Consider the following 13,043-nt stretch of genomic DNA (forward strand, 5'->3'; position numbering starts at 1 on the left):
TGAAAACCTTCAAAATTCTTGCTGAGCGATATCGCAATCGAGGCAAAAGACTAGCATTAAGATTCAATCTAATTGCTGGAATTTATAACTTGGAGCTGAGTGAAAAATGACTTATGAAAGAAATCTATTGAGTTACTTAAATTTTTAATCAAATTTTATGGAAAAATCTTAAAGTCACGGATAAAAAAAGGGCATAAAAAAGGCCACAACCTGTGTGACCTTTTTAATTAAATTTTATACTTCAAATACTTTGCTTATTGAACAAAACGCGATAAATCTTCTTCAGGGCGAGCAGTTAGCACTTCTACACCATTTTTTGTTACAAGTAGCGTGTGTTCGTACTGTGCAGACAAGCTATGATCTTTAGTCACGACAGTCCATTTATCGCCAAGAAGTTTGGTTTTCCAGTCGCCACCATTCACCATTGGTTCAATCGTGAATGTCATGCCTTCTTCTAAGATCATGCCTGTATTTGGTTGACCATAGTGTAAAACTTGTGGTTCGTCATGGAAAACGGTACCAATACCATGACCACAATATTCACGTACAACACCAAAACGTTCTGATTCAACATATTGTTGAATAGCATGGCCGATATCACCCATGGTTGCGCCTGGTTTTACCACCGCCATACCACGGTACATGGCTTCTTGGGCAACTTTGCATAAACGGTTCGCTAAAATAGATGTTTCACCACCCACGATATACATCATGTTGGTATCACCATGGTAACCATCTTTGATCACAGTGACATCGATGTTTAAGATGTCACCTTTTTTTAATTTTTTGCTTTCAGATGGAATACCGTGACACACCACATGGTTCACTGAAGTGCAGATAACGTGCTGAAATGCTGGACGACCCGGCGCAGCGCCATAACCTAAACATGCAGGAATAGCTTCTTGTTTATTGACAATATAGTCATGACAAATCGTATCAAGTTCTAGGGTAGTCACACCTGGAACAATATGCGGTTTGATCATATCCAAAACTTCTGCCGCCAGTCGACCCGCGACGCGCATTTTTTCAATTTCGTCAGGCGTTTTAATTAATCGACGTGGAGCTTCGTAAGTACTGTTCATGATCTCTAAAAACTTTTGGAAATTTGTATGTGACTATGGTATAAATAGCCGCCCATTTTATCAAATGCTTTTTCGTGAATATCTTTCACGAGCTTTGTGCGATGGGGCAATAAAATCCGCACATATATCGACACATTTCTCTGGGTGCCTTTTTAGGTGGAGAATGCGGGTATATGGAGGCCTAACCCAAACTTTAAGGTAAAGAAAATGGCAGATTACAACGTAAGCATGCGCGACCTTCTTCAAGCAGGCGCACACTTCGGTCACCAAACACGTTTTTGGAATCCAAAAATGCGCGAATACATCTTCGGTGCGCGCAACAAAATTCACATCATCAACCTTGAGCACACTGTTCCTGCGTTAAATGATGCTTTGAACTTTGCTAACAACTTGGCTAGCAAAAAGAACAAAGTTTTGTTCGTTGGTACAAAACGTGCAGCTTCTGCAATCATTCGTGAACAAGCTCAACGTGCAGGTCAACCATATGTTGATCACCGCTGGTTGGGTGGTATGTTGACTAACTGGAAAACTCTTCGCCAGTCAATCAACCGTCTAAAAGACCTTCAAACTCAATCTACTGACGGTACTTTCGCTAAACTTACTAAACGTGAAGCTTTAGAACGTACTCGTGAGATGGAAAAACTTGAACGCGCTCTTGGCGGCGTTAAAAACATGGGTGGTTTACCTGACGCATTATTCGTAATCGATGTTGATCACGAAGCAATTGCAATTAAAGAAGCTAAAAACCTCGGTATTCCTGTTATCGGTATCGTTGATACAAACTCTAACCCAGACAACGTAGACTACGTTATCCCTGGTAACGACGATGCGATCCGTGCAGTTACTCTTTACGCTTCTGCTATGGCTGATGCGATTCTTGCTGGTAAAGAATATGCTCAATCACAAGCAAATGCACAAGCTAAAGGCGAAGAAGCTCCTGCTTCTGAGGCTTAATGCGTTTGACGTAAGCTTGTCATTTTTGCGACACGTGATGGTGGCAAAGTAAGCGTCATGTATGCAGACGGCCCAAGAGACAGCTCTGGGCCGTTTCTGTTCTAAAAAGAATTCATTTTCTACCGTATTTAGGAGATTAACATGACTGCAGTTACAGCAAGCATGGTTAAAGAATTGCGCGATCGTACTGGTCTTGCAATGATGGAATGTAAAAAAGCATTAACAGAAGCGGGCGGTGACATCGAATTAGCGATCGACAACCTTCGTAAATCTGGTCAAGCTAAAGCTGCTAAAAAAGCGGGTAACATTGCTGCTGACGGCGCGATCACTATCGCTCAAGAAGGCAACAAAGCAATCCTTGTAGAAGTTAACTGTCAAACTGACTTCGTTGCTAAAGACGAAAACTTTGCTGGTTTCTCTGCTAAAGTTGCTGCTGCTGCGCTTGCTGCTGGTGTAACTGATGTTGCTCAAATTGCTGAATTGAAACTTGAAGATGGTGCTACTGTAGAAGAAGCTCGTATCGCGCTTGTTCAAAAAATCGGTGAAAACATTCAAGTACGTCGTGCTCAAATCGTTGAAGGCGACAACCTTGCAGTTTATAAACACGGTTTAAAAATCGGTGTTGTAGTTGCATACGCTGGTGATGCTGAAACTGGTAAAGGTTTGGCTATGCACATCGCTGCATTCAACCCAGTTGCTGTAAACGAAGCTGGCGTTTCTGCTGAACTTATCGCTAAAGAAAAAGAAATTGCTGAAGCGAAAGCAATTGAATCTGGTAAACCAGCAAACATCGTTGAAAAAATGGTAACTGGTTCAGTTCAGAAATACTTGAACGAAGTTGTTCTTGAGAACCAAATGTACGTTATCGACAACGATAAGAAAGTTGCAGAAGTTCTTAAAGCAACTGGTACTACTGTTGCTAACTTCGTACGTTTCGAAGTTGGTGAAGGTATTGAGAAAAAAGCTGAACTTTCTTTCGCTGAAGAAGTTGCTGCTGCTCAAGCTGCTGCAAAATAATCTCTGATTATTTGTAGAAAAAAGCCCTCGTTTTAGAGGGCTTTTTTTATGGCTGTAGCTTTACTGATTTCAAAGCTATTTAAACTTTATATTGTGTGCATTCTTGTGCATAGATTCTATTTTTATCCATATTAATGACTATAATGAGTTGAAAATTTAGATTTAAACTATCTTATGGCAAACAAAACAAATTTAACCATCGGCGGAATTATTGTTGCGCTTACAGCCGCTTATTTCGGAATCGATTTACAACAACAAAAATCTGCACCAGTTCAGACGACAGCGGAACAAAACGCACAGCCAAAAATAGAATCAGTACAACCTGTAGATGCTCAACAAAAAGGGCAGAGTGCTGAAGATATTATTGCACATGCATTTAAAAATAAACTCAGTAATGTTCAGGTTGAGGGTGCAGGTCAAGTCAAAGCGGTACTTCGAGATGATAATGAAGGTAGCCGACATCAAAAGTTCATTTTGACCTTAAATAATGGTCAAACGCTTTTAGTCGCACATAATATCGATCTTGCTCCACGCATTGATGACTTGGAAAAAGGCGATACAGTTCAATTTTACGGTGAATATGAATATTCAGATAAGGGAGGTGTGATGCATTGGACACATCACGATCCGAATGGACGTCATCAAGATGGTTGGTTAAAGCATCAAGGTAAAACCTATCAATAAAAATCACGTAGTCATTTTTAACTTTAGTCATTTAAATGATCATGATTCAGATGAAGCTATCAACATAAAATTGGATTAACCATATTGAGTAAAAGCCAGTGTTTAAACACTGGCTTTTTGGTCGTATAAATAGAAAAAATGATTGGAAATACCAGAGATAAATACACCTATAAACAATAGGGTTTTAAGCATCGAATATGAAGAAAACCAATGTCGAATAAGTGAAAAAGAGATCTATGAAATTAATCGTGCTCTAAATGCTCTTTATTTGCGATTTATGGTGTGTTTTCCAATTACTAAGTACTTTTGCTTGCAAATGTATCTAAACACCAAATAGGGCCAATGAGGAGGAATTGGAGATCTTTGAAAAAAGAGGGCTTTTTACCTTCAATTTTATGGCCATAAAATTGACCAATCCATGCGAATACAAAGAGTGCGATATAAAAGCCATAACCAACTGGTAGTACCCAAATTAGCCATACCATGATTAACGTTAACGCGGCCATTGCAACAGCAAGGACAATGTCTAAACGTGCGTAAAAGATAAATGCTAAAGCAAGTAAGACAGCAGTAAGTAGCGCGCTAAAATGTGCCAATATGCCAACGATTGAAAAATAAATCGTGGGTACGCAAATCCAGTGAATAATTTTATTGGTTTTATTTTGATGACTTTCGCTGTATTCATCAAACCATTCGTTGATTGTTTTCATGATAGTCCTTAATCATGGGGAAGGACTTCAATATAAACAAGAATGCGGGAAGGGTCAAAATCAGGATTACTGAAGATTAGAAAGGCTAAGAGGCTTCAAATAAAAAACCACGCTAGGCGTGGTCTGTTAAATGCAGTCACTTCATTGGAGAATTAAGAATTTGGACCGTCTACGCGCTCAATGCTCACATTTGCAGTACCCGCACTGGTAATACCCAATTGCTTAGCAGCACCATAAGATAAATCAAGAACACGGTTACCATGGAATGGACCACGGTCATTTACTTTCACCACGACGCTTTTACCATTATTGCGATTCGTAACACGAATAAAGCAATTAAGTGGCAGGCTACGATGTGCTGCTGTAAGTGCGTTCATGTCAAACGTTTCACCGCTTGCTGTTTTACGACCGTGGAATTGACGACCGTACCAAGAAGCAGTACCTGTTTGAGTGAACTTACGAACAGTATTCGATGCAACAGTATTTAACTTTTCAATCACTGAAGGCTCATCTTCAGGAATTTCGATTTTAGCAGCGATTGTTTGACGACGAATTTTATCGCCAGAACGCTCAGTGATTGAAAGGCTACTTAAATTCGTAAAGTTTGAATTGAAGCTTTGAGCTTCTTTATTCAATACACGAGCTGCAAGACGAGAGTTGTCATTATCATGATTGAATGATGATGACTGAACCATCTCAGCTTGTGACTGACTTAGCGCAACTGCCGTGGCAACCGCTAAGGCATATTTAATAATTGATGACTGCATTGTTTATCTCCCAATGGCATATTTACTGGTTCAACTAAGTCGCTGATATCCATGTAAACACGTCTGATATTTCACTTTTGCAACTATATTTAACGAGATGGATAATATTCATGCCATCAATAGGCTGTCTAGTGTTTAATTAAAATACTTTGAAAATGTCTAAAAAATTAACAATAGTTGGTTAAAAAATAATCAATAATGTAACAAGGTGTGTAAAATGTCGAATAAATGCTCGTTTTGGTGAAAATATTTGTTGACTTTTTTGCTCTATAAGAAAAAAACCAGTCTTATCGACTGGTAACTTCAGTGCCTAAAAGCCATAGTGCAGTCGCATACATACGGCTTTTGTTATAGGTTGTAATGACCTGAAAATTTGGATAAGTAATGTAATAAATTGGTCCATAACTATCTTGCAATTGGATGACATTGACTAAATCGAGATCATCGATTTTTACCAATGGATTCATAGGGGTTACACCTTGAGCCTTGAGTACACCATAGGGTGTTGGCTGGTTTAAATCCTTTGCAATAATAGCATCTGGGTTATTTCCGCTATAGCGAGCAGCAAAAGCAATCGGTTGATTACGCTGCCAACCATAATTTGCTAAATAATTTGCAATTGAACCAATGGCATCGACAGCTGAATTACGCAGGTCAACATGACCATTGCCATCGTAGTCCACACCAAATTTTGGAATGTTACTTGGCATAAATTGAGGATAACCCACAGCACCTGCATATGAACCGACGACAGAGTTGGTTGGAACACCATCTTTATATGACCAAGCAATCAGTGCAGCAAGTTCATCTTGGAAATATTGCGCACGGCGTTCATAGCCAAAACCAAGGGTCGCCAAAGCATCACGGGTAATAAAATTACCTTTATTGCTGCCATAGCCTGTTTCAACACCCAAAATGCCTAAAATCACGGATTGAGGCACACCAAATTGTTGTTCTGCACGATTTAAAGTGTCGGCATATTGATTTTTGAAGCGAACACCGCGTTGAATTGTACTTTCAGCTAAAAAATTGGTTTTATATTGATACCAAGGCTTTGATTCGCCGGGTCGATTCATAATGCTAATAATATTGGGTAGGTTTTTACTACCTTGCATTGCCCAATCAATTTGATTTTCACTCAGACCATAGGTTTGCATTGCATTTTGTTTAAAGCTTGCATATGCCGGATGAGATTGGAAGTCGTTAGCCTGACAAAAACTGGTCAGTGAAATTGAACCGGCCATAATGGCAATATGTGATAGTTTTTTATAAAAATTTCGATTTAGCATAAATAAAAAATTTCCAGTTGCTTTAGCGATGAGTATGAACAAAATTTCGAGGGGAAAAGATCCTGAAAATTGTGATGACCTTCTGGTTTCATAGCTCATTAAAGGTAAAGGTTACCAATAGCAACTAAGATACCACTGACAGCGCATGCTTTCATAAATAGATATACAAAAAAAGACAAAGCAAAGGGTTTTTTCGCAGTTAACATATTGAAAAGTGACATATTCATTTACATAACTTGCAAATATTCACAAATCATTTGAAATAAAGATGACTCTAAAACTCATGCTTCATAAAAACGCAGAACGAGTAAACTTTATCGCGTTGCGAAATACTGTTTAGAAGCTACAAAAGTTGCAATGTTATATCTAAAAATAAAGGGACAGGATTAAAAAGGTACCGGTCTAAAAGCTTCCATATGCATGTGATGGCATATTCACCTCGTGGGTGTTTTCGCTAACGCTTCAATGCTGTTGAAAACGTTGCTATATAAAGTAGAAATATAGAATGAATGATAAAAAAGAAAGAGATTGAATATTAAAATGGACACATTGAAATTTAAGCCAAAATGACGACTAACATTAAAAGTTGATCTGTAATCAGGTTCTTTCTTTTCTGTGTGGATTTTTAAAAATAGTACATATAAATGTACTGTCATTTAATTGAGATCAGTTCATATTCTAGAACTGTGTTTGCATGACTATATATAGTCATTGTATCGGGATTCGATTTTATGCGTTTAGCCATAAAAAAACCTAGCTGAAGCTAGGTTTTGACGAGTAGTGCGATTTATTTGTTAAACATCGAATCATGTGCTTCTGCAAGGGCACCTAGCTCTTCTTTGGTCAGATTTGGGAAAATCTTATCAATCGCGATATGAATTGCTTTAATCACGGCAGAAGAACCGATATCGGCTGCTTTACGTTTAATCATGCCTAAATCGAGTGTTTTATTAAAGTCATTCATAAAATGACGTACTGCAGCTTCAGCAAACTGTTTATACAGTTCACCAAAAGCAGCTTTATTGACATCTACACCCGATTTAATTTCGGCATAACTGTTCTTAAGGTTAGTGACCAGTCCTGCATCTAAGCTCAGACCTACACGATGAGCGCCGACTGTGTCCTGAAATAAACTTCGTTCTGAAAATTCAATGGATTGTTTCACCACATCATTCGGAGATTTACCCAGTAGCTGCTTTAACAATACAGCGACTGTTGATTTGACATAGCCAGCCAGTTTTTCTGCTGTGTCGCGCTTATCGCTTGCAGGAAACAGATGAACAGGAGCTAATATAGTTGCACCAATGATTTCTTCATTAATCAGCAAAGCTGTTTTATCACGTAAAGGATAAAGGGGTTCACTTGAATTTTTTTTCGCGTGACCAGTTTGGATACTGTTTAGAAGTTCCTCAGAAGGAATAAAACCAAAAAATGGCATCACTAACCTCAATTTTTTTATTGTCGCGCCAATCGAATGGGGCGAGGCATCCATGTTAAATCCGATACACGACAAGGGTTGATATCCAATCCACCACGGCGTGTATAGGCAGCATATACCATCAGCTGACTTGGTTTTAAATGTTGCCAAATATCGGCAAACATTTGCTCCACACATTGTTCGTGGAAACCATTATGCTGACGGTAAGAAATAATATAAGCCAGAATACTACGATAACAAGGCTTAGTACCTTTATACCTTATAAATACCGTTCCCCAATCAGGTTGACCCGTGACTGGGCAGTTACTTCTTAATAAATGTGAATAAAGTTGAATTTCAACTTCTTCTTGCGCTGCATCTTCATCTAAAGCGAGTAAAGCTGCATTTGGATGATTTTCTAACTGGGTGGGTTCTAAGTCATCAATACAAATGCCTTGCGGTTTTGAAATTTCAACATCATCGACATGAAATAGATCAATAGTCACAGCGGCATTGGCTGCTGCCGATAAGTCTTTTTCAACGGTTGCTTTAAACGCTGCCTGAGAATCAAATTTGGTAAAGTTCATACTATTAAAGTAGAGCTTTAAAGATTTCGATTCGATGAGGTTGTCTGAACTTGCAGGCAAAGTTAAACGGCCAATAGCGACTTGAGGCACACCTGAAGTATTTAACCAAGAAATTTCAAAAACATGCCACCAGTCTTTACCTTGGCGGATGCCTTCCACATGGGCATATTGTTCACGTGCAGTGGCACGTGCAATCGGAAAAAGAATATCAGGTTGATATTCTGTTGGGTAGTTGGTGTCTTTACCTAAAAGGGATTGTTCTACACTCATTATTCACGCATTCCTGAACTACGAGAAAGTAAATGATACGCCACGCCATAAAGAACAACGCAACATGCAGTAATTACTGTCAGTGAAATGCCGACATTCACATCGCTATGACCTAAAATACCGTAGCGGAATGCATTGACCATATACACGACAGGGTTGATTAAAGAGAGATTTTGCCAAAAAGGACTCAGTGATGAGATGGCATAGAAAACACCGCCTAAATAAGTCAGCGGAGTCAGGACGAAAGTCGGGATAATCGAAATGTCGTCAAAAGATTTTGCATAAACAGCATTAATAAATCCGCCAAGAGAAAACAGCAGCGAAGTAATGAGAACTGTATATATAGTTACGAAGATATTGGTCAGGTGTAATTCAGTAAAAAATAGGCTCATCACAGTGACAATAAAGCCGACTAAAACACCACGGCAAACACCACCGATCACATAACCCCAAAGCACCATATGTAACGGCACCGGGCTCATGATTAATTCTTCGATGCTTTTTTGAAATTTTGCACTAAAGAAACTGGATGACACATTGGCATAGCTGTTGGTGATGACCGCCATCATAATTAAGCCGGGCACGATGAACTGCATATAGCTAAAACCACCCATTTGCCCAATGCGTGAACCGACTAAATTACCGAAAATCACAAAGTACAAACTCATGGTGATCGCCGGTGGGAGAAGAGTTTGCGGCCAAATACGCATGAAACGGCGAATTTCTTTATACACTAAGGTGTAGAGGGCGATACACAGTTGGTTAAAATTCATTGTGCTGCACCTTCAAGATTTTTTTCGACCATACGGACAAACAGTTCTTCTAGTCGGTTAGATTTATTACGCATACTTCGAACCTGAATACCTTGTGATTCCATGAGTTGGAATAAATCATTTAAGGTATGGGCTTTATCCATAGTGACTTCTAAGGTGATAGGATCTACTAAGTTGAAACGGACACCAATAATTTCTATATGGATCGGTTCAATGGGTTCGGCTAAATCGAAAATAAAGGTTTCTTCATTCAACTGACTGAGAAAACCTTTCATGCTGGTGTCTTCTTTAATCACACCACGATCAATAATTGCGATTCGACGGCACAACATTTCAGCTTCTTCTAAATAGTGTGTCGTTAAAATAATGGACGTGCCTTTTTCGTTCATTTCAGTGAGGAAATCCCACATTGAACGGCGTAGCTCAATATCAACACCAGCAGTCGGCTCATCTAAAATCAGTAGTTTAGGTTCATGCATCATGGCACGAGCGATCATTAAACGGCGTTTCATACCGCCCGATAGCATGCGTGCTTGGGTGCTACGTTTTTCCCAAAGGCCAAGCTTTTCTAAATATTCCTCTGCACGTTTCTCTGCTATCTTTTTAGAAATACCGTAATAACCAGCTTGAGTCACCAAAATATCAAATGTTTTTTCAAATTGACCAAAGTTAAATTCTTGAGGTACAACGCCCAAACACTGCTTTGCATGCGAGGGATGGGTATCTAAATTATGGCCAAAAATTTCGACAGTACCTGAAGTTTTACGGGTTAGTGAACTGATAATACTAATCGTGGTAGATTTTCCTGCACCATTGGGACCTAAAAGTGCATAAAATTCACCTTCGGGTACTGTTAAATCAATACCTTTAAGCGCCTGAAACCCATTTTTATAGGTTTTTGACAGCTGCTTTAACGTTAGTGCATCAGTCATAAATAATTCACTCTATAAATAGTGTGAGTATTGTGCGATATCGGGGCAAATAAACCAAGTAAATCGTATGGAATTCTGCATTTTATAAATAGAACGTTGTATAAAGCTTAAGCAGAAAAAAGCCTAACATCTATATAGTTGCTTTACCTTACAGTTTTTTTTGTTATGATGTGCGCAATCCAAAATAAGCGCTCATAGCTCAACTGGATAGAGTACAGGTCTCCGAAGCCTGTGGCGTGGGTTCGAGTCCCGCTGAGCGCACCATTTTTTAGTTTTGACTGTTTAACTAAATTTTGCGAATCAATAGCTTTTATTATTACTACTTTTCTATTCAACCCGATCAATCTCAAAGCCCAATATTGCTTTAGCCATCATTGATGTATCTTTTTCTATATATAAAATTCAAAATATTTCTCAGTTGTTTTTATTCTAAGTTCAAAGTCATAAAAACATTTAAATTGAAAGTTTATAAAGAGTGAAAATAGAAAGTTCACTATATTTATATCTGCATCTAAATGAAAAGAATCTATTGAAAACACGATATTAAAAGTCATGCACCAAAATAGTGGAGATGGGAAACTTAATAGAACATTTATCCTTTTGTACTGGCTAAATAAAATAGGCCAATGATCGATAAAATATATTAAGATATTGAAAAATAAATAATAATTAGAGTTGGCATGATGTGTGCAACATAGTATTCAAACTTGGATACAAGAATGAGCACATCAATGAACTCAATAAAAACTTTAGGCTGGACTTTAGCGGAATGGAAAGCGGGCTACGCAAACAACACACTTCAACTTGAAGACTTATATGCCTTGGTCGAGCAATTTGACCATGCAGATCCAGCATGGATTTCCATTGCATCTATAGAGCAATTAACTGCACAGGTTGACGCTTTAAAACAAATTGAAAATGCGACTGCCTTACCTTTGTTTGGTGTGCCTATTGCAGTGAAAGACAATATTGATGTGGCAGGCTTTGCGTCAACGGCTGCGTTTAAATTATTTACTGAAATTAAAACTGAAGATGCCTATGTGGTACAACGCTTAAAACAAGCGGGTGCGATTATTGTAGGCAAAACCAATTTAGATCAATTTGCCACAGGATTGGTCGGTACACGTTCACCATTTGGTGCAGTGCCAAATACTTTTAATCCTGACTATGTAAGCGGTGGTTCAAGCTCTGGTTCAGGCAGTGTGGTGGCGCGTGGTTTAGTCCCGATTGCACTCGGTACAGATACAGCAGGCTCAGGACGAATTCCCGCAGCATTTAATAATATTGTTGGTTTAAAACCGACCAAAGGTCGCTTTTCAAATACAGGCTTATTGCCTGCGTGTAAAAGCTTAGATTGCATTTCAATTTTTGCCTTAACCGTCGCTGATGCGACTGCTGTGGCAGATGTTATGGAAGGTTTTGATGTAAGCGACAGCTATTCACGTGTGAATCCTGCAACAGCGCCTGCAACGTTCAGCGCACAATTAAAGTTAGCCATTCCAAAACAATTAGAATTTTTTGGCGATGCTCAATCGGCGGATGCATTTCAGCAAGCACTGACTAAATTAAAAAACTTAGGCGCAGAACTGACAGAAATTGATTTCAGCGCTTTTAGTCAATTGGCGAGCCAACTTTACCAAGGGTCATGGGTCGCAGAGCGAACTGCTGCAGTTGCAGACTTATTAGAAACATCGGTACAAGACTTTGATCCAACAGTTTTAGAAATTATTCAAAAAGGGCAGCAGTACACTGCGGTGGATGCTTATAACGCCGAATATTTAAAGCAAGAATTGGCTCGAGACATTCAGCAAATCTTAGCGCAATTTGATGCCTTAGTGGTGCCAAGTTCGCCAACCATTCACACACTGGCAGAAATGGCTGAAGCGCCAATTGAAAATAATAGCCAATTTGGCACCTATACCAACTTTACCAATTTAGCTGATCTGAGTGCCATTGCTGTACCTGCAGGCTTTCGCGCCGACGGGCTGCCTTTTGGAATTACTTTAATTGCACCGGCTTGGCACGATACGGCTTTAGCAAACTTTGCAGAAAAATGGCAAAACCATCTGAAATTACCACTTGGTGCAGTAGGCAAAACATTGCCTGAAGTAGCTTCAGTCATTTCTGCACCATCAGCACAGCATTTTCGAGTTGCGGTTGTAGGCGCACATCTCACAGGTATGCCACTCAATTTCCAACTGACAACACGCCAAGCTGTGCATGTCGAAACCACAACTACTTCTGCCGATTACGCCCTCTATGCACTGCCGGGCACAGTACCGCCGAAACCAGGTTTAGCGCGTCAGGAAGCGGGGCAAAAAATTATTGTCGAGCTTTGGGATATTCCAAAAGCACGCTTTGGTGAATTTGTCGCCGAAATTCCAACACCACTCGGTATGGGCAATATCGAGCTTGCCGATGGACGTTGGGTGAAAGGCTTTATTTGTGAACCTTATGGCCTAAACGGTGCAAAAAATATCAGTGAATTTGGCGGCTGGCGCGCCTATATCCAATCACTGCAAGCAACAACAGCAAAATCAAATTAAAAAAATCGGGGAAAT

Annotated in this window: 11 protein-coding genes, 1 tRNA gene and 2 pseudogenes; 6 read left to right on the forward strand and 8 right to left on the reverse strand. The window is 39.3% G+C overall.

Annotation, left to right across the window (positions count from 1 at the left end; translation table 11 throughout):
- A pseudogene (locus FTU38_RS05780) lies at positions 1-110 on the forward strand (IS5/IS1182 family transposase); the annotation flags it as partial.
- 144 nt (positions 111-254) lie between these two features.
- On the opposite strand, the gene map reads toward FTU38_RS05780, so the two are convergent.
- Complete coding sequence (gene map, locus FTU38_RS05785) at positions 255-1,082, reverse strand: type I methionyl aminopeptidase (RefSeq protein WP_078191991.1); 828 nt, start codon at positions 1,080-1,082, stop codon at positions 255-257.
- 207 nt (positions 1,083-1,289) lie between these two features.
- On the opposite strand from map, the gene rpsB reads away from it, so the two are divergent.
- From rpsB to FTU38_RS05800, 3 genes are all read left to right on the forward strand, one after another.
- Positions 1,290-2,036 (forward strand): 30S ribosomal protein S2, encoded by a 747-nt coding sequence (gene rpsB, locus FTU38_RS05790; protein WP_078190314.1) that lies wholly within the window; start codon positions 1,290-1,292, stop codon positions 2,034-2,036.
- Between the two features lie 141 nt (positions 2,037-2,177).
- Entirely contained in the window at positions 2,178-3,053 is an 876-nt protein-coding gene (gene tsf, locus FTU38_RS05795; protein WP_078190313.1) for a translation elongation factor Ts, read from the forward strand.
- 174 nt (positions 3,054-3,227) lie between these two features.
- Positions 3,228-3,737 carry a DUF3465 domain-containing protein gene (locus FTU38_RS05800; RefSeq protein WP_180007645.1) on the forward strand — a complete coding sequence of 170 codons (510 nt, stop codon included), beginning with the start codon at positions 3,228-3,230 and terminating at the stop codon, positions 3,735-3,737.
- 253 nt (positions 3,738-3,990) lie between these two features.
- Here the strand turns inward: FTU38_RS05800 and FTU38_RS05805 are convergent.
- The 7 genes and pseudogenes from FTU38_RS05805 to FTU38_RS05835 form a co-directional block, all read right to left on the reverse strand.
- Positions 3,991-4,447 (reverse strand): annotated as a pseudogene (locus FTU38_RS05805) (DUF962 domain-containing protein).
- Between the two features lie 152 nt (positions 4,448-4,599).
- A complete protein-coding gene (locus FTU38_RS05810; RefSeq protein ID WP_078190310.1) occupies positions 4,600-5,214 on the reverse strand; it encodes a septal ring lytic transglycosylase RlpA family protein in 615 nt (204 codons plus the stop codon).
- Between the two features lie 287 nt (positions 5,215-5,501).
- Entirely contained in the window at positions 5,502-6,503 is a 1,002-nt protein-coding gene (mltB, locus tag FTU38_RS05815) for a lytic murein transglycosylase B (protein WP_078191987.1), read from the reverse strand.
- A 787-nt stretch (positions 6,504-7,290) separates the two neighbouring features.
- On the reverse strand, positions 7,291-7,941 hold the full coding sequence (locus FTU38_RS05820) for a hypothetical protein (RefSeq protein WP_180022475.1): 651 nt from the start codon (positions 7,939-7,941) through the stop codon (positions 7,291-7,293).
- Between the two features lie 17 nt (positions 7,942-7,958).
- Positions 7,959-8,777 (reverse strand): NADPH-dependent 7-cyano-7-deazaguanine reductase QueF, encoded by an 819-nt coding sequence (gene queF, locus FTU38_RS05825; RefSeq protein ID WP_180003222.1) that lies wholly within the window; start codon positions 8,775-8,777, stop codon positions 7,959-7,961.
- Positions 8,777-9,550 (reverse strand): ABC transporter permease, encoded by a 774-nt coding sequence (locus FTU38_RS05830; RefSeq protein WP_180003220.1) that lies wholly within the window; start codon positions 9,548-9,550, stop codon positions 8,777-8,779. The genes queF and FTU38_RS05830 overlap by 1 nt, the downstream gene beginning before the upstream one ends.
- Positions 9,547-10,482 (reverse strand): ABC transporter ATP-binding protein, encoded by a 936-nt coding sequence (locus FTU38_RS05835; protein ID WP_180003219.1) that lies wholly within the window; start codon positions 10,480-10,482, stop codon positions 9,547-9,549. Before FTU38_RS05835 ends, FTU38_RS05830 begins: the two co-directional genes overlap by 4 nt.
- A gap of 188 nt (positions 10,483-10,670) precedes the next feature.
- On the opposite strand from FTU38_RS05835, the gene FTU38_RS05840 reads away from it, so the two are divergent.
- Both FTU38_RS05840 and atzF read left to right on the forward strand, forming a co-directional pair.
- A tRNA-Arg gene (locus tag FTU38_RS05840) sits at positions 10,671-10,746 on the forward strand.
- A gap of 467 nt (positions 10,747-11,213) precedes the next feature.
- A complete protein-coding gene (gene atzF / locus FTU38_RS05845) occupies positions 11,214-13,028 on the forward strand; it encodes an allophanate hydrolase (RefSeq protein ID WP_180110743.1) in 1,815 nt (604 codons plus the stop codon).
- Positions 13,029-13,043 lie beyond the last annotated feature (15 nt).

The sequence above is a fragment of the Acinetobacter sp. YH12098 genome (assembly GCF_013419235.1).
Taxonomy (GTDB): domain Bacteria; phylum Pseudomonadota; class Gammaproteobacteria; order Pseudomonadales; family Moraxellaceae; genus Acinetobacter; species Acinetobacter amyesii.

Excerpts from the sequence above, each read along its gene's own strand:
- map (WP_078191991.1), bottom strand. The coding sequence starts at position 1,082 with ATGAACAGTACTTACGAAGCTCCACGTCGATTAATTAAAACGCCTGAC.
- rpsB (WP_078190314.1), top strand. The coding sequence starts at position 1,290 with ATGGCAGATTACAACGTAAGCATGCGCGACCTTCTTCAAGCAGGCGCA.
- tsf (WP_078190313.1), top strand. The coding sequence starts at position 2,178 with ATGACTGCAGTTACAGCAAGCATGGTTAAAGAATTGCGCGATCGTACT.
- FTU38_RS05800 (WP_180007645.1), top strand. The coding sequence starts at position 3,228 with ATGGCAAACAAAACAAATTTAACCATCGGCGGAATTATTGTTGCGCTT.
- FTU38_RS05810 (WP_078190310.1), bottom strand. The coding sequence starts at position 5,214 with ATGCAGTCATCAATTATTAAATATGCCTTAGCGGTTGCCACGGCAGTT.
- mltB (WP_078191987.1), bottom strand. The coding sequence starts at position 6,503 with ATGCTAAATCGAAATTTTTATAAAAAACTATCACATATTGCCATTATG.
- FTU38_RS05820 (WP_180022475.1), bottom strand. The coding sequence starts at position 7,941 with ATGCCATTTTTTGGTTTTATTCCTTCTGAGGAACTTCTAAACAGTATC.
- queF (WP_180003222.1), bottom strand. The coding sequence starts at position 8,777 with ATGAGTGTAGAACAATCCCTTTTAGGTAAAGACACCAACTACCCAACA.
- FTU38_RS05830 (WP_180003220.1), bottom strand. The coding sequence starts at position 9,550 with ATGAATTTTAACCAACTGTGTATCGCCCTCTACACCTTAGTGTATAAA.
- FTU38_RS05835 (WP_180003219.1), bottom strand. The coding sequence starts at position 10,482 with ATGACTGATGCACTAACGTTAAAGCAGCTGTCAAAAACCTATAAAAAT.
- atzF (WP_180110743.1), top strand. The coding sequence starts at position 11,214 with ATGAACTCAATAAAAACTTTAGGCTGGACTTTAGCGGAATGGAAAGCG.